This is a genomic window from Vibrio sp. NH-UV-68 (assembly GCF_042940635.1).
In the GTDB taxonomy this organism is placed as follows: Bacteria; Pseudomonadota; Gammaproteobacteria; order Enterobacterales; family Vibrionaceae; genus Vibrio; species Vibrio pacinii.
In genome coordinates this window covers 427,643-449,121 of the sequence record NZ_CP134975.1, presented here as the reverse complement: position 1 = coordinate 449,121, position 21,479 = coordinate 427,643, and the positions used below count along the sequence as shown (strand labels likewise).

16 protein-coding genes are annotated in these 21,479 nt (G+C 47.1%); 8 read left to right on the top strand and 8 right to left on the bottom strand.

Annotation, left to right across the window (positions count from 1 at the left end; all coding sequences use genetic code 11):
- Positions 1-63 precede the first annotated feature (63 nt).
- The 4 genes from acnB to hrpB form a co-directional block, all read right to left on the bottom strand.
- Complete coding sequence (gene acnB / locus ViNHUV68_RS02205; RefSeq protein ID WP_391089103.1) at positions 64-2,652, bottom strand: bifunctional aconitate hydratase 2/2-methylisocitrate dehydratase; 2,589 nt, start codon at positions 2,650-2,652, stop codon at positions 64-66.
- Between the two features lie 276 nt (positions 2,653-2,928).
- Positions 2,929-5,214, bottom strand: a complete 2,286-nt coding sequence (locus tag ViNHUV68_RS02200) for a patatin-like phospholipase family protein (RefSeq protein ID WP_391089102.1) — start codon at positions 5,212-5,214, stop codon at positions 2,929-2,931.
- Positions 5,215-5,298: 84 nt separating this feature from the next.
- Entirely contained in the window at positions 5,299-7,659 is a 2,361-nt protein-coding gene (gene mrcB, locus ViNHUV68_RS02195; protein WP_391089100.1) for a penicillin-binding protein 1B, read from the bottom strand.
- A complete protein-coding gene (hrpB, locus tag ViNHUV68_RS02190; protein WP_391089098.1) occupies positions 7,656-10,109 on the bottom strand; it encodes an ATP-dependent helicase HrpB in 2,454 nt (817 codons plus the stop codon). The genes mrcB and hrpB overlap by 4 nt, the downstream gene beginning before the upstream one ends.
- 61 nt (positions 10,110-10,170) lie before the next feature.
- Here hrpB and sfsA point away from each other — a divergent pair, with 61 nt between their 5' ends.
- The 7 genes from sfsA (at position 10,171) to panC (ending at position 16,083) form a co-directional block, all read left to right on the top strand.
- Positions 10,171-10,878 carry a DNA/RNA nuclease SfsA gene (gene sfsA / locus ViNHUV68_RS02185; protein WP_038173858.1) on the top strand — a complete coding sequence of 236 codons (708 nt, stop codon included), beginning with the start codon at positions 10,171-10,173 and terminating at the stop codon, positions 10,876-10,878.
- 139 nt (positions 10,879-11,017) lie between these two features.
- Entirely contained in the window at positions 11,018-11,464 is a 447-nt protein-coding gene (gene dksA / locus ViNHUV68_RS02180; RefSeq protein ID WP_038173856.1) for an RNA polymerase-binding protein DksA, read from the top strand.
- 72 nt (positions 11,465-11,536) lie between these two features.
- Complete coding sequence (gene gluQRS, locus ViNHUV68_RS02175; protein ID WP_038173855.1) at positions 11,537-12,427, top strand: tRNA glutamyl-Q(34) synthetase GluQRS; 891 nt, start codon at positions 11,537-11,539, stop codon at positions 12,425-12,427.
- Between the two features lie 81 nt (positions 12,428-12,508).
- A complete protein-coding gene (gene pcnB, locus ViNHUV68_RS02170) occupies positions 12,509-13,873 on the top strand; it encodes a polynucleotide adenylyltransferase PcnB (RefSeq protein ID WP_038173854.1) in 1,365 nt (454 codons plus the stop codon).
- The gene (folK, locus tag ViNHUV68_RS02165) at positions 13,870-14,355 is read left to right on the top strand and encodes a 2-amino-4-hydroxy-6-hydroxymethyldihydropteridine diphosphokinase (RefSeq protein WP_038173853.1); all 486 of its coding nucleotides are present in this window, start codon (positions 13,870-13,872) and stop codon (positions 14,353-14,355) included. Before pcnB ends, folK begins: the two co-directional genes overlap by 4 nt.
- A 22-nt stretch (positions 14,356-14,377) precedes the next feature.
- Positions 14,378-15,172, top strand: coding sequence for a 3-methyl-2-oxobutanoate hydroxymethyltransferase (gene panB / locus ViNHUV68_RS02160; RefSeq protein WP_100752495.1), 795 nt, complete (start codon positions 14,378-14,380; stop codon positions 15,170-15,172).
- An 11-nt stretch (positions 15,173-15,183) separates the two neighbouring features.
- The gene (gene panC / locus ViNHUV68_RS02155; RefSeq protein WP_391089094.1) at positions 15,184-16,083 is read left to right on the top strand and encodes a pantoate--beta-alanine ligase; all 900 of its coding nucleotides are present in this window, start codon (positions 15,184-15,186) and stop codon (positions 16,081-16,083) included.
- Between the two features lie 94 nt (positions 16,084-16,177).
- Here the strand turns inward: panC and ViNHUV68_RS02150 are convergent, their stop codons facing one another.
- From ViNHUV68_RS02150 to ViNHUV68_RS02140, 3 genes are all read right to left on the bottom strand, one after another.
- On the bottom strand, positions 16,178-16,948 hold the full coding sequence (locus ViNHUV68_RS02150) for an ABC transporter permease (protein ID WP_038173850.1): 771 nt from the start codon (positions 16,946-16,948) through the stop codon (positions 16,178-16,180).
- 1 nt (position 16,949) lies between these two features.
- Complete coding sequence (locus tag ViNHUV68_RS02145) at positions 16,950-17,867, bottom strand: ABC transporter ATP-binding protein (protein ID WP_038173849.1); 918 nt, start codon at positions 17,865-17,867, stop codon at positions 16,950-16,952.
- A gap of 162 nt (positions 17,868-18,029) precedes the next feature.
- A complete protein-coding gene (locus tag ViNHUV68_RS02140; protein WP_391090242.1) occupies positions 18,030-19,706 on the bottom strand; it encodes a SulP family inorganic anion transporter in 1,677 nt (558 codons plus the stop codon).
- Between the two features lie 400 nt (positions 19,707-20,106).
- Here ViNHUV68_RS02140 and can point away from each other — a divergent pair, with 400 nt between their 5' ends.
- Positions 20,107-20,775: a carbonate dehydratase gene (gene can, locus ViNHUV68_RS02135; RefSeq protein WP_038173847.1), complete on the top strand. Its 669-nt coding sequence runs from the start codon at positions 20,107-20,109 to the stop codon at positions 20,773-20,775.
- 78 nt (positions 20,776-20,853) lie between these two features.
- Here can and hpt read toward each other — a convergent pair whose 3' ends face one another.
- Positions 20,854-21,384 carry a hypoxanthine phosphoribosyltransferase gene (gene hpt, locus ViNHUV68_RS02130; RefSeq protein ID WP_038173846.1) on the bottom strand — a complete coding sequence of 177 codons (531 nt, stop codon included), beginning with the start codon at positions 21,382-21,384 and terminating at the stop codon, positions 20,854-20,856.
- Positions 21,385-21,479: the final 95 nt, after the last annotated feature.

The window sequence follows — 21,479 nt, the reverse complement described above, 5'->3', positions numbered from 1 at the left end:
AATCAAGAGATAAAAAAACGCCTACTCAATGAGTAGGCGTTTCGTTAGACGTTGACAACCAAATTACGCTGGTTCTTGGAAAATCACTTGGTCGGCTTTCTTAGTGTACTGCTCCATACGATGGAAGTTGAGGTAACGGTAGGTATCTGCTGCCGTTGCATCAATCTGCTCCATGTAAGCAAGGTACTCATCTTTAGTTGGGATTTTACCAAGAATTGCACCAACGGCTGAAAGTTCAGCTGAGGCCAAGTACACATTTGCTCCCGTACCTAAACGGTTAGGGAAGTTACGCGTTGAGGTCGACATCACTGTCGATTTATCAGCAACACGCGCTTGGTTACCCATACACAGTGAACACCCTGGCGTTTCGATACGAACCCCAGCGCGACCATAGATGCCGTAATAACCTTCTTCAGTGAGTTGATCACGATCCATCTTAGTTGGTGGGGCGACCCACAAACGAGTATCAAGCTGGCCATTGAACTTCTCGAGCAATTTACCTGCAGCGCGGAAATGACCAATATTGGTCATACATGAACCGATAAACACTTCATCAATTTGAGTGCCTTGAACGTCTGATAACAGACGCGCATCATCAGGATCGTTTGGCGCACATAGGATTGGCTCATTGATTTCAGCAAGGTCAATCTCGATAACATGCGCGTACTCTGCATCCTTATCCGCTTCCATCAACTCAGGGTTTGCCAACCACTCTTGCATTGCGGTAATACGGCGTTCGATAGTACGGCGGTCACCGTAACCTTCCGCAATCATCCACTTAAGCATAGTGATGTTTGAATTGAGGTACTCTTCAACGGACTCTTGAGACAGTTTAACCGCACAACCGGCTGCACTACGCTCTGCTGAAGCGTCTGAAAGCTCAAACGCTTGCTCAACCGTTAAGTGCTCAACCCCTTCAATTTCAAGCACGCGGCCTGAGAATTCATTGATTTTGCCGGCTTTCTCTACCGTTAACAGGCCTTGCTTAATGCCGTAATATGGGATGGCATGAACTAGGTCACGCAGGGTAATACCTGGCTGCATTTTGCCTTTGAAGCGCACCAGAATTGACTCTGGCATATCCAGTGGCATCACACCAGTCGCGGCCGCAAACGCAACCAAACCAGAACCGGCAGGGAACGAAATACCGAGAGGGAAACGAGTGTGTGAGTCACCACCAGTACCGACCGTGTCAGGCAGAAGCATACGGTTTAACCATGAGTGGATAACACCATCACCCGGACGCAATGACACACCGCCACGATTCATAATGAAATCAGGTAGCGTATGGTGAGTATTAACATCCACTGGTTTTGGGTAAGCCGATGTATGACAGAATGATTGCATCACTAGGTCTGCTGAGAAGCCTAGACACGCCAAATCTTTCAGTTCATCACGAGTCATAGGGCCCGTTGTATCTTGAGAACCAACTGTTGTCATCTTAGGTTCACAGTACTGACCGGCACGAACACCTTCTACGCCACACGCTTTACCGACCATTTTCTGAGCCAGTGTGTAACCTTTTTCAGAAGCTAAAGGATCCGTAGGTTTGGCAAACAGATCGGTTTCTTCCAATCCCAGAGAGGCACGAGCGCGACCAGTTAAACCGCGACCAATAATCAGAGGGATACGACCACCAGCACGCACTTCATCAAGCAGAACATTGCTCAATTTGAAGCTTGAAATTTCAGCGCCGTCTTTACGTACCACACCTTCGTACGGGTAAATGTCGATAACATCACCCATGTGCATGTCTTGAACATTCAGTTCAATCGGCAATGCACCTGAGTCTTCCATTGTGTTGTAGAAGATTGGTGCGATCTTTCCACCTAGGCAGATACCGCCTGTGCGCTTGTTAGGTACATAAGGAATATCATCACCCATGAACCAAAGCACTGAGTTGGTGGCTGATTTACGTGAAGAGCCCGTGCCGACAACATCACCAACATAAGCCAGTGGGATGCCATCTTTTTGCAGCTGTTCAATTTGGCTAATTGGACCAACACTACCTGGTTGATCTGGGTTGATACCTTCACGTTCCATCTTAAGCATCGCTTTCGCATGGACTGGAATATCAGGACGAGACCAAGCATCAGGTGCTGGAGATAAGTCATCGGTGTTGGTTTCACCGGTCACTTTAAATACTTTTACGGTAATTTTTTCCGCGACTTTTTCTTTCGAGGTAAACCACTCGGCATCAGCCCAAGATTGCAGCACTTTTTGTGCATGGGCATTGCCTGCCTTAGCTTTTTCTTCTACATCGAAGAATGCATCAAACATCAGTAGAGTGTGAGACAAGGCTTTAACGGCGATAGGCGCTAACGCCTCATCATCGAGCAGACTAACCAGCGGTTGAATGTTGTAACCACCTTGCATGGTGCCGAGCAATTCAGCAGCTTTTTCACGACTGACCAGTGGTGATTCCACTTCACCTTTTGTCAGCGCAGTTAAGAAACCCGCTTTAACATAAGCGGCTTCATCAACACCTGGTGGGATTCGGTTCTCTAATAGGTCAAGAATAAAGGCTTCTTCACCTTGTGGGGGATTTTTGAGAAGTTCAACTAGGCCGACGACTTGCTCAGCGTCTAGTGGTTTAGGAACAACTCCTTCAGCAGCACGCTCTTCGACGTGTTTACGGTAGGCTTCAAGCACGACTTTTTCCTCTCATTGCGGTTCCTCCCTTTTATTACTCGTTATTCATAAAATAGGGAGTGAACATCCTTGGAAACTTGGCTCTCCATGCCGTATTTTTCATTCAATGCTGATTGAGAAACAGTGCCAGAGAGGCCAAACTGTGGGCGGTAGGATAGCAAATTTAACCTTAAATTAAAATCTCATCACTTTGACCAACATAGCAACTTAAGACTAAAGTTCTATGATTTTGTTTATAAAATCCGTTCATTTACCACCAAATGAGACAACCGCAGATTATTTGAATGTCGTACCAATAATGAGATAAAACGAATCGAAGTTTTGCTCAGTCCGACCATAACCCAACATGACAGGACCAATCGGTGAATCGACCCCAGCAAACAATGAGCCAGCGGCATACAGCGGCGCCTCGTCTATTTTGAGATCAGGGTCAGACCATACGCCACCATACTCTAACGATGCTCCGACATAGAAAGGGGACTTAAATAGACCAAAATCATTGTCAAACCAACGATAGCGATAAACCAGTCGACTAAACACTTTATTCTGACCAATCAAGCTATTTCGAGGGATGCCAGAAAGGTTCAAAAATCCACCAATTTCCTGTGGATCAATCGGCAGTGATGACTTTTTACTTTTAACAACGCCTAAATCGATATTTGCGACCAAAGTATGGCGCGAAAAGGTATGAGCGGCGATCAGTTGGGCCCCCACTTCATAAACGGTATCTTCCCCCACGTCATCAATCAGAGCACTATAACCAACGCTATCATCGTGTGAGATAAGATAATCAAGGTCAAGATAGAAACCTTTAAGCGGAAGACTATAGTTATCGAGTGTATCGACACGGTAATTGGCAAAAGCACCTAAACGTTTAAATTGTACATCCCCTAGGCTTGGCAGGGTCGAGAATTGCCCTTCACCATCGGTATAACGCGCACCAATCTTAAAGCGGCGCCACAAGGTATCTTGATAACCCAGCGCCCATTCCGTTTCCCACTTATTGAATGTTACCGGGAAGTAGTTTTTTGTCGCCTCAAGGCTGGTATCATCAAAGCCTGAAATTGGCGCATTTCGCTTCTCATTACTGTAGGTGACCCTCAGTGAGGTGAAGGTTTTTTGACTGGAAAAAAAAGGCGAGTGAAACTCGGCCTCAATTAGCTTATCAGTACCAATTTCAAAATTCGTTCTTAACTCTGCGCCATGGCTATTGAGATCAGTGAAATTGCTCGACATTCCAATTGAATATTGACTATCGGTGCTAAAGTCATCTTCAAGGAAAAAGCGAAAATTAACGTAGTTTGGTCCCCAAGATTTCTCATCGACATCAATCACCAAGCTGTCTTGGCCATCAATAACATCATAGCGATAGGTGACTAATTCGAAGCGATCTAAGGCGTATAAATCTTGAACACTTTGTTCAACTTGTTCTAGGCTGTACTGTTTGCCTGGTGATAAATCCAAACGGTTTTCTAGTAGTTTTTGTGAGTAGTGAGTGTTGTTATTAATGATGATGTTTTCGACACGAATTTCGTCCCCATAGCGAAGTTGACGACGAGCCTCTTCCTTAGCATCAATATAATCTTGATATTGAGCAGAAGAGAGACTGATGGCGGCTAACTGAGCTTTATGTGCTATCGCCGTTTGATACCCCGTCGCGAACGCTTGCGGCATCCTATCAAACTCGGTCGTTTCCATATCCCCAACTTCAGGGCGTAAAAGTACATCCTTGTCGCTCAATAACTCTGCTTGGTGGTTGGTGGTATTGCGAACCAAATAGTTAGACAGTTGATCGGCCACCGTCAAGAAGGTCTTAAAGTCCTCTTCACTTTTGTATTCGGTACTAATATCGACGGCAATAACAATGTCTGCGCCAAGTTCGAGCGCAATATCGACTGGCATATTGTTGGTCACACCGCCATCGACCAACAGTCGTCCATCAAGTTCATAAGGCGGTAACGCGCCTGGCACAGACATACTCGCCATCATGGCATCAATCAAATAGCCTTTGTCGAGGATCACAGGTTCCAATGCAATGATGTCAGTCGCGACCGAACGATATTGGATAGCGAGTTGGTCAAAAGAGTCAAACGGCGGCAGGTTCCCAGTGGTTTCACGCAATAACTTAAGCATGCCCTGCCCCTGAACCAGACCGCGCTTACCTTTAATTTCTCCCCAACCGAGTCCTAGGTCCGTTGTCAGCTGATACCTATCTTCGTATTCTTTGTCTTGCACTCTGCGCTGACTGCGGTCAACTCGGTCGCGATAACCACTATTCCAATCAACCGTTTCGATAAACGACTCAATTTCACTCGCACTCATTCCTGTCGCATACAAACCACCGACATAAGCACCCATACTGGTGCCAGTAATAATGTCGACAGGAATTTTGAGTTCCTCTAAGGCTTTTAGAACACCGATATGCGCCGCACCTTTAGCACCACCGCCCGCCAGTACCACAGCCACTTTAGGACGAGACTCTGTTTCTGTATTGCTGACAGTGGCCGCATTTAGCGCACTACTGGCGACAAGACACAACAATATACTTATCCGTTTCCTCACGATAACGATCCTTTTTCTCGCCGAATGACTGTTTATACTGAACGCGGACTACGCGGTAAAGCATTAATATTCAACATAATAACATTACCAACTAAATAGTTTCTTCAGCCACTGTTTAGGTTGGTTGTCACATTGCTGTTGCAGAGCGTTATTAACGTCCCAAACTGGCAATGTGAATTCACTCCCACACTTGAGACTTAAGCTACCTTGCGTGGTTTGTGCAAAACCAAGAGTGTTTATTCCCTGCGGCCAAGGCAGAGATAACTTCTCAGGAATACGATGCTTGAGGTATTCCGCATACACACGTAGCGCACCACTTGAACCGGTCAGCTTGGTCGACTTGTTGTCATCACGTCCAAGCCAGATGGTCGTCACTTCACGACCATCAACGCCAACAAACCAACTGTCTCGCGTATCATTACTGGTCCCCGTTTTTCCCGCTAGCGCCGCCCATGCGAACTGGTTATTTAAGTAGCGTCCTGTCCCTTCCATCACCCCACGTTTCATGGCATAGGTTGTCAGCCAAGCCGCTTGCTGATCAACGGTTTGGGTTACTCTTGGCAGAGATTGATAAAGAATATTACCCTCGAGATCAATCACCGATCGCAGCGCAGACAGCTCGGCACGTTTGCCTGAGTTAGTCAGGGTTTGATACATCTGCGCCACTTGAAATGGCGTCAGGGTAAACGAACCTAAAAACATCGAAGGCACAGGGCTAATTTCATTTTCATCGACACCTAATCGCTCTAGTGTTTTGACCACATTTGCAATCCCTACTTGCATCCCCAGCTCAACAGTAGGCACATTGAGCGATTTAGCTAACGCGATATAAAGCGGCACATCACCACGGAACTTTCGATCGTAATTACGCGGCGACCAGACATCCCCTTTGCTGCCTTTGAGACTTATCGGCTTATCGTGTAACGTTGTGGCTAAGTTATATTTCTCTGGCTGCTGTAATGCCGTGAGATAAACAGCAGGCTTAGCTAGCGAGCCAATTTGGCGACGAGCATTAAGCGCCCGATTAAAGCCATCGTAGCCAGTACGCTTCCCGCCCACCATCGCGCGAATTTCACCACTGTGACGATCCACCGCTACTGCCGCGCCTTCGAGCTCTTTTCCTGCCACACTGGCTAATTGAGGGATCTTATTGGCCAATGCGCGCTCAAGTTGCTGCTGCGAGACAGGATCCAGAGAGGTAAACACACGTAGCCCGCTATCTGCCTGAAAAGCATCACCAACTTTTTGTTTTAGCTCGATACTAAGTTGTTGAAAATAGGCTGGCTGACGACTCGCGGTTCGAGGGTTATCTTGAATATCCAGCGGACGACTCGCCGCCATATCATAGTCGCGAGCGGTTAGGATGTCGTGCTGCATCATCAGCCTTAATACAAGATCGCGGCGCTGCTTTGCGCGTTCAGGAAAACGCACAGGGTTGTAATACGATGGTCCTTTAACCATCCCAACGAGCAGAGCAAGTTGGTCAATACGTAGCTCTTGAATCGGTTGACCAAAATAGAACCGCGCGGCTAATCCAAAGCCGTGAATCGCTTGGCCTTGACTTTGGCCAAGGTACACTTCATTAAGATAGGCCTCGAGGATACGATCTTTGCTGTAACGATAATCCAAAATCAGCGCAATGTAAGCTTCACGTATTTTCCGCCATAAGGTTCGGTCACTAGAAAGAAACAGGTTTTTCGCCAATTGCTGGGTTAAAGTACTGCCCCCTTGTACCGTGCGTCCCGCTTTAATGTTCGCCACCATCGCACGTGCAATGGCTAACGGTGACACACCATCATGCTGATAAAAATTGCGGTCCTCGGTGACCAATAGCGCATCAACGATCACTTCTGGGAATTGATCGCGACGCAAAAAAAGACGTTGCTCACCTTGGTTTTTCTCTAGCATGCCAAGCATCTTAGGTTCAATACGCAGGTAGCCTAACTCACCGCGTTGTTCTAGCGATTGAATGCGCTCTATACCTGAAGAAGAGAAGTGCAGCATCACGCGGCGATCAGGCTCAGGCCCATCACTAAATTCAAACGGACGACGGATCAGCTCAATTTTCGTTGCAGAAGATGAGTACTCTCCTGGGTAATGAGGTTGACGTACCTTGCGATAGTTAAGTACATCTAACTCGTTACGCACTTCTTGAATACTGATATTATCACCGGGCGCCAAATTAAGAATCCGTGCATAAACCACGGTCGGCAGATCAAACAGTTGCCCTTCAAAGCGTTGCTTCACGACGCTATCGAGGTAAATCCCCACCACGACGAGTATCGCGAACACCGCCAAACCGAGCTTCCAAGCGACACTCCACACGGTTTTTAACCAGCGGCGTTGCGGCGACTTGGTGGCACGTTTTGTTGATGATGCACGAGGTTTACGCGGCGCTTTTTTGGTCGTCTTCGCTTTGTTATTACTGGGGTTTTTCTTGGTCATTTATCTAACTGTCGCTTGGTTTTAGTCGTGGCGGTATGGTTGGCTGGGTCATCAGGCCAAACATGCTTGGGATAACGGCCCTTCATCTCTTTTTGCACTTCTCGGTAAGCACCAGCCCAAAAGCTGGCTAAGTCGCGAGTCACTTGCAATGGCCTTTGCGCGGGAGATAGCAGCTCAAGTACTAAACGTTTACGGCCTTGAGCAATCTCCGGAGAGCTTTGCTCGCCAAACACTTCTTGAAGACGAACCGATAACACGGGCTCTTGGCCTTGTTGATAACGAATTTTCTTATTGCTACCTGTTGGTACTTGATAATGCGTTGGCAGCCACTGATTAATCTGTTGGTTTAACGGCCACTCCAAATACGCGAGTAATGCTGCGTGTAAATCCACCTTGGTTAACGCTTTGGCTGAATTAATGCCGTTTAAGTAGGGAGCTAACCACTGTTCTAAATGTTCAAGTAACCCTTGTTCATCAAGCTCTGGCCATGATTGCTCTGGCAACCACTCACGCCCACAACGTAATCGTTCGAGCAGCTCGCGGCTATTTGGCGTCCAATGTAATACACTCAGCCCCTTACGACGAATATAGTTAAGTAAAGCTTGAGTCATTTTTTCGCTAGAGGGCTCCGGCAAGGCTTTGCGCTCGATAACCAGTCGGCCGAGCTTCGTCTGCTGCTCTGCCACTAAGCGCCCCTTGTGTTCATCCCAATCCACGACCTGTACGCTGTCAAACAACGCTGGAAAGCGCGTTTGCAAAACAGCGATATCCACGTCGACCGCGCTAAAAATCATTGAAGAATCAGAGTGACTACGCATCAGATCCAGCACGACTAGATAATCACTCGCGGCTAACTTTTCACTGTCTTGCAGTTCGGCGCCATGACCATTAGCCAAAACAAAGCGGCCCAATTGATTAGATCGAGCCTGAGCAATGCGGTCGGGGAAGGCGAGCGCCAATAGCCAAGCGACCGACCCTTCATCCACCTCGCAAAGACGAAATTGCACGCCCATCCGACGGGCTAAATTCTGGGCTCGCATCAAAACGAGCTTTTGTCGGTTGTGCTGCCCCTGTTTAAAGCGTTGTACACTATGGACAAAATTGATCATCTGTCGCTCAGGCTCTTCGAGTAACGCCGCCACGGCCAACGCGGTGGTTACCGCTTCACCCGCCTTAGCTAGCATCGCTGACATTCGTGGCTCAAGCCCTAGCTGGCCCGCTAATTTTCCTGCATCACTGAGTGAACCTTTCGCATCGAATAAGCCAAGCTGGGTCAATAAACCACGCGCTTGATTGACAGCGGCAGAAGCAGGGGCATCGAGCCAAGACAATTCGCTCGGGTCTTGTGCTCCCCACTGCGCTAACTCCATCACTAAATTAGCTAAATCACTATGCAAAATCTCTGCTTGGGGCACATAGGGTTGCTGCGCTAACTGGCTTTCACTGTACAAACGCACACACAAACCCGGCTCAACTCGGCCCGCTCGCCCGGCGCGCTGCTCAGCCGAAGATTGCGCAATACGCACCTGCTCCAATCGAGTCACACCACTTTTAAGATCAAACTTGGCCACCCGTTCATAACCACAATCCACCACCAGACGAATCCCTTCGATGGTCAATGAGGTTTCAGCTATGTTGGTCGCCAGCACCACTTTCCTCTTCCCGGCAGGAGCAGGCAAAATGGCCGCTTGTTGCTGGGCAAAGTCTAATTGACCGTAGAGTGGGCAAACCTCAATGTCTGCGCTTAAACCATCAAGTCGTTGTGCAACCCGTTTAATTGCCGCAACCCCCGGAAGAAACGCCAGCAGCGATCCAGACTCACTGGCCATCAAGCTCAGTATCTGCTTGGCCATTAACTCCTCTAAGCGCTGGTTGGGCGATGGCGCCACATAGCGATACGCCACCGGATAGCTGCGACCTTGTGATTCAATGTAGTGTGCCTGCGGCATCAAACGAGACAAGGCGTGTTGATCGAGCGTTGCCGACATCACCACCAATTTCAGATCATCACGCAGAGCCTCTTGGATCTCTAAACAAAAGGCCAATGCCGTATCGGCATGAATGCTACGCTCATGGAACTCATCAAAGATCACCACATCAATGCCTGTTAGCTCTGGATCCGACTGGATCATTCGAGTCAGCACCCCTTCAGTGACGATCTCAAGCTGTGTGTCATTACTGACTCGGTTTTCCCCGCGCACTCGATAACCGACGCGCTGACCGACGTCCTCTCCCAACTGCGTGGCCAAATAACGAGCAATATTACGCGCGGCTAATCTTCTTGGCTCAAGCATGATCATCTTACCTGCGACTACCTTTTGCTTGAGCAGTTGCAACGGAAAGTAGGTTGACTTACCCGCGCCAGGCGCCGCTTTAAGGATCAATTGCGAGCAAGTGCGGACAGCAGAAATCAATTCTGATATCACGCCTTCAATAGGCAGTTGTGACAATGGAGAAACCTTGTGGTGTAATAATGGAAATATTGTACATAAAAACAGTAGCCTGTCCCTAATGAAGTTTGAACCCTCCCTTGAATCCGCCGTTTTGATCAAGCGTTATAAACGTTTTTTGGCCGACATCACCCTACCGGATGGCAGTCAACGTACCATTCATTGTGCCAACACAGGCGCGATGACTGGCTGCGCCGAATCGGGCAATAAAGTCTGGTATTCGACATCGGATAATCCAAAACGTAAGTACCCCAACAGTTGGGAGTTGAGTGAAACCGAGCAGGGCCATCAGATTTGTATTAATACCGCTCGGGCCAACCAACTAGCCGTTGAAGCGATCGAAACTGGCGTCATTGACGAGCTGCAAGGTTATCAACAACTGCAAACTGAAGTGAAATATGGCAATGAAAATAGTCGGATTGATATCTTGCTCAAATCACAAAGTAAGCCAACATGTTATATAGAAGTAAAAAGCGTCACTTTATTAGCTGCCAATGGACAAGGTTATTTCCCAGATGCCGTCACCACCCGTGGTCAAAAACATTTGCGTGAACTGACCGAAATGGCTCGATCTGGAAGCAGAGCAGTACTTTTATTCACTGTTTTACATTCAGGGATTGAAAAAGTCTCTCCGGCACACCATATAGACGCCGAATATTCACAATTATTAAAAAACGCGCAAGAACAAGGAGTGGAAGTTTTGTGCTACAAGGCGCAGCTTTCAAGCAATGAGATGAGATTAGTCAAGTCACTCAAATTTAGTCAATAACGACAAAAAATGATGTGACCTTCACATTGACAATAAGTTTACTCTTCAGTATTTGCCTCCAATGATTCTTTTTGCTATAGATAGCCGCCTTAAAATTGACTGCGAGCGCAGTTGACTAGGTATTAGTAGGAGATGCTGCATGCCAGAATCAAAGAAAAAAGCGCTAGGCATCCTAGCCACTGCAGGGGTTGAGCCATACCAAGCGAAAGCGGGTGAAGAGTACATGTCACCTGAACAACTGGCTCATTTTACAAAAATTTTATCGGCTTGGCGCAACCAGCTCAGGGAAGAAGTTGATCGCACTGTGCACCATATGCAGGACGAAGCAGCAAACTTTCCCGATCCCGTTGACCGTGCTTCTCAAGAAGAGGAGTTTAGCTTAGAACTACGTAACCGTGATCGCGAACGTCGTTTAATCAAAAAGATCGAAAAAACACTAACAAAAATCGAAGAAGACGATTTCGGCTTCTGTGAATCTTGTGGTGTCGAGATCGGCATTCGTCGTCTAGAAGCTCGTCCTACTGCGGACCTTTGTATTGACTGTAAGACACTTGCAGAAATCAAAGAAAAGCAGATGCAAGGTTAATTCAACCTTTGCCATAACTATTGAAGGGAGCTTTGGCTCCCTTTTTGGTTTGTTAATGCTAAATAAAACGCTATGAGTTATATTGGTCGCTTCGCGCCTTCACCATCAGGCCCACTTCACTTTGGTTCGCTGCTCGCGGCCCTAGGAAGTTATTTCCAAGCTAAATCACACCATGGCCAATGGTTAGTACGTATTGAAGATCTCGATCCCCCTCGCGAAATGCCTGGTGCAAGTTCGTTGATCCTCAAGACCCTAGAGGCGTATCATCTCTACTGGGATGGCAACGTCGTTTATCAAAGCGAACGTCACTCGTTGTATCAAGCACAAATAGAGCAATGGTTGGCCTCGGGGCAAGCCTATTATTGTCAGTGTACACGTAAGCAGATAAAAGCATTAGGGGGATTCTACCCTGGCACCTGCCGAACGCTGACACTAACCAATCATCATGAGTGTGCGATTCGACTCAGAATGACACACCCTGTCTATCAGTTTGAAGATAGACGTCATGGGGCCTTAACCATCCCTAACGCGCTGGCGGATGAAGATTTTATTATAAAACGCCGTGATGGATTGTTTGCTTACAACCTCGCGGTAGTATTGGATGATATCGACCAAGGCGTAACAGAAGTGGTACGCGGCGCGGACTTAATCGAACCAACAGGACGGCAAATAAGCTTGTACAAAATGCTTGATGTCGCTCCGGTGAACTATTTACACCTACCACTCGCACTCGATGTGAATGGTCAAAAGTTGTCTAAACAAAACCACGCAAAAGCGCTCGACAACGACCAGCCTAAGCCGGCTCTACTTGACGCAATGCAATTGTTAGGTTTTGATTTTGATAAAGAAATTAGCGATTTGCCAATTGGTGAGATCATTCAATGGGGCGTTGATAATTGGCACTTATCCCAACTACCCGCATCGACGAAGATCACACCAATATTCTCAAACCGCTCGCTGTAAGCTATTATTAGCCGCAAATTCGCCCCGATAGGGCCTAAAAAATTAATTTAAAGCAAGGTTGGCTCAACCAACTATTGCCAGATGCACATGAACAAAATTGATGATACTGCAAGCGAAGCCAAAGTGTTTACTGAGCTCGCTCTAAATACTATTACTCGCCAAGAGCATAACATCTCGCGCAAACAGATCAGCGATAATGCATTGAAGGTACTATACCGTCTCAATGGTGCAGGCTTCGATGCGTATCTTGTTGGTGGCGGCGTGCGTGACTTGCTCCTTGGCCAACAGCCGAAAGATTTCGACATTGCAACCAACGCGACACCTGAAGAAATTCGTCAGCTATTTAGAAACTGTCGTTTGATCGGTCGTCGTTTCCGTCTTGCTCACATCATGTTTGGACGCGACATAATCGAAGTGGCGACCTTCCGAGGCCATCACCAAGAGCCAAGCAAGAATGTCGCTCAGCAGTCAAAAGAAGGCATGTTATTGCGTGACAATGTCTACGGCACCATCGATGAAGATGCAGAACGCCGAGACTTTACGGTCAACGCAATGTACTACAGCATCAGCGACTACGCGATTCACGATTACGCGCGCGGAATGGAAGATCTCGAAGATAAATTAATTCGTCTGATTGGCGATCCAGAAACCCGTTATCGCGAAGATCCTGTACGTATGCTGCGTGCGATCCGCTTTGCGGTAAAATTGGACTTCGATATTGAAGAAGACACTGCTGCGCCGATTGAAGAACTCGCGACGCTGTTACAAGATATTCCTGCTGCTCGCCTGTATGAAGAGTCGCTCAAGATGCTTCAATCTGGTCATGGATTGGAAACTTACCACCTAATGCGTGAGTACAATCTTTTCCAACAGCTGTTCCCGATCATTGCAGAGCACTTTACTGAAGACTACTCTTCACCGACAGAGCAAATGCTAGACCTAGCGCTGGACTCTACCGATCAACGTATTGAAGAAGGCAAACGCATCAATCCGGCCTTCATGTTTGCCGCTATGTTGTGGTATCCACTGCAAGAGCGAGCCAAACTGTTGATGGAACAACGTAAGCTCTCTTTCTACGATGCCATCATGGAAGCAAGCAATTACATTCTTGATGAACAAGTACGTACTATTGCGATTCCACGTCGCCACACCGCGACCATTCGCGAAATCTGGCAACTGCAGCTGCGCTTACCTCGCCGTAATGGCAAGCGCGCCTTCCGCTTAATGGAACTAAATAAGTTCCGCGCAGGTTTTGATTTCCTAGAAATGCGTGGCGAAGTTGAGCAAGGAGAAACAGCTCAATTAGCTAAATGGTGGCAGGTGTTCCAAAGTGCCGCGCGCAATATGCGCCAAGCCATGGTTGCAGACCTTGATGACAGCGAAGGGCAACCAAAGCAACGCCGTCGTAAAAACAGTCGTAAGAAGAAGCCTAAGGCCTCATCATGAGCCAGGTCTTTATTGCACTGGGGAGCAACCTTAGCTCCCCTGTCGCACAAGCACACGCAGCCATTGATGCTTTAAAACAATTACCTAAGTCAGAATTTGTCCGTGCCTCATCGCTGTACAGCAGTACACCGATGGGACCACAAAACCAACCTGACTACATCAATGCCGTGGTTGAAATCTCGACAGAATTAACGCCACTTGAGCTACTCGATTGCACCCAAGCAATTGAGCTAGAACAAGGGCGCGTCCGTAAAGAAGAGCGCTGGGGGCCAAGAACCCTTGATCTCGACATCCTTCTTTACGGCAATGAGGTGATCGATTCCGAGCGTTTAACCGTTCCACACTATGGAATGAAAGAGCGTGAATTCGTGCTCTACCCGCTAGCAGAAATTGCACCAAATTTAACCCTCCCATGTGGGACCAGACTAGAAGACTTATTGCAAGTCGTTGAGCAAAACGGTCTGCGTATTTGGCAATCATAGCCAACTCCTGTAAGGAAAAATCATGAAAAAAATTACCATCAATGATCTGATGACTTGGAAGCAAGAAGGTCGTAAATTTGCTACCTCGACCGCTTATGATGCGAGCTTTGCTCAGTTGTTTGAAAGCCAAGAAATGCCAGTTCTGTTAGTCGGTGACTCTCTGGGTATGGTACTGCAAGGAACACGTGACACATTGCCAGTTACCGTCGAAGAGATTGCTTACCACACACGATGTGTGCGTGCAGGTAGCCCTAACTGTCTACTGATGGCCGATATGCCATTTATGAGCTATGCAACCCCAGAGCAAGCGTGTGAAAACGCGGCTACGCTTATGCGCGCTGGGGCCAATATGGTTAAAATTGAAGGTGGTGACTGGTTAGTCGACACAGTGAAAATGCTCACAGAGCGCGCGGTTCCTGTCTGTGCTCACTTAGGTCTGACACCACAATCTGTGAATATTTTTGGTGGTTTTAAGGTTCAAGGTCGCGAGCAAGACAAAGCTGACCGTATGGTTCGTGATGCACTCGCCCTGCAAGAAGCTGGTGCGCAGATTATCTTATTAGAATGCATACCAAAAGAACTGGCCGCGCGAATCACTGAAGTGTGTGAGGTGCCAGTGATTGGTATCGGTGCGGGTAATGTGACGGATGGCCAGATCTTAGTAATGCACGATATGTTTGGAATTGCAGCGAACTACATGCCAAAGTTCTCGAAAAACTTCCTTGCTGAAACAGGGGATATGCGCGAGGCCGTGACCAAGTACAAGCAAGATGTTGAAAGTGGCGCGTTCCCTGACGACGCTCATACCATCGCTTAAGGATAACTGCCATGCAAACTTTTGCTGAAATTGCGCTACTGCGCGAACAGATCAAACAGTATAAACGTGAAGGACGCAGTATTGCTTTCGTCCCTACCATGGGTAACTTGCACGAAGGTCATTTGACCTTGGCTCGCAAAGCGCGTGAGCACGCTGATATTGTCGTGGTGAGCATTTTTGTCAACCCGATGCAGTTTGATCGCGCTGATGATCTCAATAGTTATCCCCGTACACTTGAAGATGACTTAAGCAAACTCAACGCCGAAGGAGTAGAACTGGTCTTTACCCCTACTGCTGACGTAATTTATCCTCAAGGGGTCGAAAACCAAACCTCAGTCGAAGTTCCTGGGCTATCAAGCATGCTTGAAGGCGCCTCTCGTCCGGGCCATTTTCGCGGCGTTGCGACCGTCGTAACCAAGCTATTTAACATCGTTCAACCTGATGTGGCATGTTTTGGCGAGAAAGACTTCCAGCAACTTGCCGTGATCCGCAAGATGACTGACGATCTGGCGATGGATATCAACATCATTGGTGTTGCCACTGTGCGCGAGATGGATGGTTTGGCGATGAGTTCACGTAATGGTTTACTCACCCTTGATGAGCGCCAACGTGCGCCTGTGCTGGCTCGTACCATGCGTTGGATTAGTAGTGCAATCCGTGGCGGTCGCGACGATTACGCTTCTGTGATTGAAGATGCCAGCGATCAATTACGTGCCGCTGGTCTTCATCCCGACGAGATCTTTATTCGAGACGCCCGGACACTGCATGCGATCACAGCAGAAACCACCCAAGCGGTAATTCTGATGTCAGCGTTCTTAGGTCAGGCGCGCCTGATTGATAACCAAGTGGTTGATCTGGCCATTGAAAGCAAAGAAGAAGAGAGCACTGAATCTTCTTCAGAGACAGAATAGACAGCAAAATAAAATAAAGGGTTGGCGCGAGAGCACCAACCCTTTTTATTTTCTTGTGATCGTCAAATGACGATCCTTATCGCCGCAGGCAGCACTAACTTCTTAAACCAATGCCCTTGGTCACCAAATAATGCGCAATCGCGTACAGCACCAACACAAACACCGTTAACACACTAAATGAGGTAACAATGCCGACATCTGACACCCCTAAGAAGCCATAGCGGAAAGCGTTAACCATATAAACGATTGGATTAATCTTTGATACCCCTTGCCAAAATTCAGGCAGCAGACTAATCGAGTAAAATACCCCGCCAAGGTAAGTCAATGGCGTCAACACAAAAGTCGGAATGATCGAGATATCGTCAAAGGTTTTGGCATAAACCGCATTGATCAAGCCGCCTAAAGCAAACACGACCGAAGTCATAAACACGGTGGCAATGATAATCCCCCAGTGCTCAACCTGAAGATCAACAAACAGCAGAGAGACAAACGTGACGATGGTGCCAACGAGTAGGCCCCGAGTCACACCGCCCATCACATAACCCGCAATAATCACATAGTTAGGTACTGGCGCTACGAGCAACTCTTCGATATTTTTTTGTAGCTTGGCACTGAAAAACGACGACGCCACATTAGAGTAAGAGTTAGTGATCACCGACATCATAATCAGACCCGGAACGATGTACTCCATATAACTGAAGCCGTTCATCTGGCCAATTCTCGAACCAATCAAGTTACCGAAAATGATAAAATAGAGCGTCATGGTGATCGCAGGCGGCACTAAGGTTTGCACCCAAATACGGGTAAAACGATTGATCTCTTTGCCTAATAAGCTGCGAAAAGCGACCCAATATAGACGATACATATTACTTGTCCCCTTCACGAACAATACTAACGAACAACTCTTCCAATCGGTTGGCTTTGTTGCGCATCGATAACACTTTAATGCCTTGCTCTGATAACTGAGCAAAGATGTCATTGAGGCCCTGCGTCTTGTCAATTTCGATCTCAAGCGAGCCCGCGACCATCTGTTGCTTGGTTACGCCTTGAAGTTGCGGCTGTTGTGCGCCCTCTTCGAGATCAAGAATAAAGGTTTCCACTTGTAGCTTACTGAGTAAACTTTTCATGGAGGTATTCTCGATCAACTCACCTTTGTTGATGATGCCGATATTACGGCACAACATTTCTGCCTCTTCGAGGTAATGCGTCGTCAAGATGATGGTAATGCCAAGTTCAGAGTTAATCTCTTTAAGAAACGTCCACATTGAGCGACGTAGCTCAATATCCACACCTGCGGTCGGTTCATCAAGAATCAACAACTGTGGTTCATGCATCAGCGCGCGAGCAATCATCAAGCGACGTTTCATACCACCGGATAGGTTTCTTCCTCGCTCGTCGCGCTTTTGCCACAAATCGAGTTTTGTTAAGTATTTTTTGGCGCGCTCTTTGGCGAGCGATTTAGGCACACCGTAGTAACCCGCTTGCTGCAAGACAATCTGCTCAACCGTTTCAAACTGATTGAAATTAAACTCTTGAGGGACCAGACCTAAATGCTGTTTTGCCTGTTCTAGGTCGTTATCGATGTTGTAGCCAAACACTTTCACTTGGCCCGAGGTTTTATTCACCAGTGAAGAAATAATCCCAATCGTCGTCGACTTGCCAGCACCATTTGGCCCTAATAGCGCGTAAAAATCGCCTTTAGCCACATTCAAGCTGATGCCTTTTAACGCTTCAAAACCACCAGCATAGGTTTTGCGCAGCTGTTCTATTTCTAATGCGTACATAGATAGTATTGCCATTGCTCAAACTAAAACGTCAATCAGTTTATCGTTGGGATACCTTGATTACAATTAAACCTTTCGAATGTTTTGGAAATAATATTTTCGCCTTAACCAAGAATAAAACAGCGCCTTGAGATGACTCCCAAGGCGCTGTTTTGGGCCAGACTAAGCTAGTAAGTCTGCAGGCTGTGGCAATTCACCATTAACATGCTTAATCGCCGCATTGAGCGCTTCATAACGGAACTTGAAACTGTTGTGGCTTGAGATAAGATCGATCACATGAAATTTCTCTAGCTGCTGACGTGTCGTCTCGTTGGGACACAAGAGATAAACCTGACAATTGGCATCCTGCGCATCTTTGATCGCGTTTTCTAAAGCCAGACCTACCGTAACATCAATCATAGGCACATCGGTTAAATCCAAGATCATCACTTCATAATCACTAATCCTTGAGTGCTGACGTGAAATCGCTTTCGAAACACTGAAGATCATTGGCCCGGAAAGATAGAAAAACAGCACCTTACCGTTGGCTTTATCCAATAAGCTACGTTCACTGTCTGTCAACGGCACATCATTATCATCGGCATCACTGATCGCTTTAACCTGGCGAGCCTGCTCGCGACTTAAGCGCTCAATGATAATGATATTAGAGATAAACACCCCTAAACCGACGGCCGCGATAAGATCCACGAACACCGTCAGCAACATCACCCCATACATGATCGCCATGCCAGAGAAGCTGACACGATGGGCGCGCTGAATAAAGCTCCAATCAAGAATGTTAAAACCGACATAAACAGCAATACCGGCCAGTACCGCCATTGGAATCGGCTCGGTTAAACCGCCTGCGACCAACACGACCAGTGCCAGCACCAACGCACGAATAACACCGGAGAGAGGAGAACGCGCGCCAACTTGAATATTGGTGACCGTTCCCATGGTAGCGCCGGCCCCTGGTAGCGCGCCAAACAGACCGGAAATCATGTTCGCAAGCCCCTGGCCTCGCAGCTCTTTATCTGAATCGTGCTCTTTTCGTGTTAAAGAATCGCCAATAACTGCGGTGAGCAAGGTATCAATACAGCCCAACGTACCAAGCACTAAGGCATCAATCACCATCTCAGTAAATATTGCACCGTCAAAATGAGGAATCACCAATGATGGCAAACCAGCAGGGATCTCACCAATACGACGAATCGAATCAGTATCGAAGATAATCACCGACAATAAGGTAACCGCAACCAGTGCCACCAACTGGGCAGGAACGTACTTGCGATACTGTTGCGGGAAGAAAAACAAAATGCCTAAGGTCAATAAGCCAAGAAACAACTCGCTAAACTTCATATTACTGATAATGTCAGGAATTGCAGAGAGCGTCCCCGTGACGCCTCCTGGCGGCGCAGGCTGACCTAACAAAGGCGAAAGTTGTAAGATGATTAAGATAACGCCAATACCCGACATAAAGCCAGACACGACACTGTAAGGCATCAGTGTCACGTATTTACCGAGCTTGAGTGTGCCGAGTAATATCTGAAATGCCCCCGCCATCATCACCACGGTAAAGGTCATTGCCATGCCCGTTTCTGGGTACTTGGCCATCATACTGGTCAACACTGCCGTCATGATCACCGTCATAGGGCCAGTCGGCTCTGAAATCAGCGTATTTGAACCACCAAACAACGCGGCAAATAAGCCGACCATAATCGCGCCCCACAAACCGGCTTCGGCCCCTGCCCCCGATGCAACCCCAAAAGCTAAGGCTAACGGCAGAGAAATGATCGCTGTGGTAACCCCACCAAACGCATCCCCTCGTAGGTTAAAATCTTCAAAACGACTTGTGAACACAGCAATACTCCATTCCATTTGATGTCCGAACACGCGAGTTGGCTATGACGCTTCCTCATCACTAGGCGTGTTGCGACACAATAAACAACATCTTAGTTTTAACTTATTTTAATTGGATTGGTTAGTGTGGCGAAATAACCATAAATTTTTTAGTAAAATGTAATCGATTTGCTAAAAAACCCACTAACTTCATCACTCTACCAAATGACATCTGCACCAGATAAGGGTTAATTACGCCACATAATTCATACGTTATAACTATTGGTTAGCATAATCGCTAAGTTTATGATTTTTTTAGTTCAAACACGTCAGATGAGTCGCTATCAGACCATTTTAAACGCGACCAAAATTGTAACATTGTGTATAGTCATTCAAGTATTTTTGAAGGACCGCAACTAAGATGCCAGAAATAAAACAGCTATTTGAGAATAACTCTAAATGGTCTCAATCAATCACAGCAGATCGTCCCGAGTACTTTACCAAACTGGAACAGGGTCAAAGCCCAGAGTTTTTGTGGATTGGTTGTTCCGATAGCCGCGTTCCCGCTGAACGTTTAACGGGTTTGTACTCTGGAGAACTGTTTGTTCATCGGAACGTCGCCAATCAGGTGATACATACTGACCTTAATTGTCTTTCCGTCGTGCAGTACGCTATCGATGTATTAAAAATTAAACATGTAATTGTCTGTGGTCACTACGATTGTGGAGGCGTGAATGCCGCAATCGATAACCCTAAACTCGGCTTGATCAATAACTGGTTACTGCATATTCGCGATTTATACTTCAAGCACCGTGAATACCTTGAGCATATGCCAGCCCAAGATCGCGCCGATAAGCTGTGTGAGATCAACGTCGCCGAACAAGTGTACAACTTGGGCAACTCAACCATAATGCAAAATGCATGGGAACGAGGGCAGGATGTAGAGATTCATGGTGTCGTATATGGTATTGGCGATGGTAAACTGCAATACCTCGGTGTTCGCTCCCACTCACATGATTCGGTTGAAACCTCTTACCACAAAGCGATGGAAGCGATCCTTAACCCTCAACACCGTTTGTTGTGTCGCTGAGTTAATCATGCAAAACGCCCGCAAATGCGGGCGTTTTTATCGTCAGAACACGACCAATGATAGTCGTAGCACGAGACATTACTCTTGTGGCACCACTTTGCCGATATACGGTAGATGACGATACTTTTGTGCATAGTCGATTCCAACCCCAACGACAAACTCGTCTGGGATTTCAAAACCAATCCACTCTACTGGCACTTGTACTTCGCGACGCGTTGGTTTGTCGAGCAGTGAACAAATTGCAATCGATTTAGGCTCTCGCAAAGATAGGATCTCTTTGATTTTGTGCAGCGTATTACCAGTATCGATAATGTCTTCGATAATTAATACGTCTTTGCCTTTGATGTCATCATCAAGGTCTTTCAAGATACGCACATCACGCGAGCTTTCCATCGTATTGCCGTAGCTAGAAGCGGTCATAAAGTCCACCTGATGCGTCAGCTCAATACAGCGTGCCAAGTCAGCCATAAAGACAAAAGAGCCACGTAGCAAGCCCACCAAGACTAAATCTTCACTACCTTGATAGTGTGCAGTGATCTGCTTACCTAATTCACGTACGCGATCCTGAACCTCTTGCTCAGAAATCATCACTTCTACTGTATGTTTCATACTGATCTCTTTTTTCACGTTAGCCGTATCTTAAGCGGTATTGTCTTTGCTCAAGTACTGTCTGATGTTTGAGGCGCGTAGTCTAACATTACACA